The organism is Streptomyces sp. NPDC053750 (assembly GCF_044544295.1).
Classification (GTDB): Bacteria; Actinomycetota; Actinomycetes; order Streptomycetales; family Streptomycetaceae; genus Streptomyces.
In genome coordinates, this window is sequence record NZ_JBITXB010000068.1 from 1 (window position 1) to 1,087 (window position 1,087).

The window sequence follows — 1,087 nt, forward strand, 5'->3', positions numbered from 1 at the left end:
GTGGGCGAACAGTGCGAGCCAGTCGCCGTCGAGGAACTGCCGTTTCCAGGTGTCGATCTCCTCGTGCGGGACCTCGTACTTCTCGGCGGCTCCGGCGCTCGTGATGTGCCCGGACAGCACGGCCAGCACGATCCGTATCCGGTCCGCCCCGGCGGGTTTGGATCCTTCCGGCTTGTCCGGCAGCAGGTCACCGGGCCGGAAACAACCGGGCCGGCCGGGCTCGCCCGGCTGACCGGGCTCCCCGCCCCTGCCTCCTTCCCCGCCCTTGCCGCCCTTGCCGCAGTACTCGGAGTGGCCGGGGTGAGGCCGGGCATCGGTGGAGTGGCTGGAGCCTGCGGAAGTGTTCTGCGCCGCCTGGGCGGCGTAGGTGGTGCCGGTGGCGAGAGCCGCCGAGGCCATCGCCAGGACGAGCGGACGCTGCCAGAGACTTCTGGCCATGAGGGTTCTCCGATTCCGGGACACAGATGTCCCCGTGCAGGTGGCCGATCAGGAAGCGGGACGGAGGCCTGCGAGACCTCCGTCCCGCCCGGGTGGGGGCCGCCTTGGCCCCCCGGGGGGTGGGGGATCAGAAGACGCTGAAGCCGCCGAGGCCGCCGGCGCCGCCGTCGCCGAAGATGCTGGTGCCGCCCGCTCCGCCCGCACCGCCGTCGCCGAAGACGGTGTTGCCGCCGTTGCCGCCGCCTCCGCCGTTGCCGAAGACGCTGCTGCCGCCGAGGCCACCCGCACCGCCGTCACCGAAGATGCTGCCGCCGCCGGAGCCGCCGGTGCCGCCGTTGCCGAAGACGCTGCTGCCGCCCGCGCCGCCCGTGCCGCCGTTGCCGAAGACACTGCCGCCACCGCCGCCACCACCGCCCCCGCCGCCGAAGACGCTGCTGCCCCCCGCGCCACCCGCGCCGCCGTTGCCGAAGACACTGCCGCCACCGGCACCGCCGGAACCGCCACCCGTGACGGCGCTGGAGACCGTGGAATGACTCGGGGCCGCCGTCGCGGCCGACGCCGGAAGGGCGACGCCCCCGGTGACCACGGCAGCCGAGGCGAACACCATCGCGAAGCGGTAGCCCCGCCGCTTGGACGTGCCGTCCTTACG

At 74.3% G+C, this 1,087-nt stretch carries 2 protein-coding genes; both read right to left on the reverse strand.

Annotated features, from left to right (window positions below; all coding sequences use genetic code 11):
* On the reverse strand, positions 1 to 438 hold a 438-nt coding region (locus tag ACIGO6_RS41645; RefSeq protein WP_399886033.1), incomplete at its 3' end, for a hypothetical protein.
* 127 nt (positions 439 to 565) lie between these two features.
* Positions 566 to 1,087 (reverse strand): hypothetical protein (locus tag ACIGO6_RS41650; protein WP_399886035.1); only part of this gene is annotated, 522 nt, incomplete at its 5' end.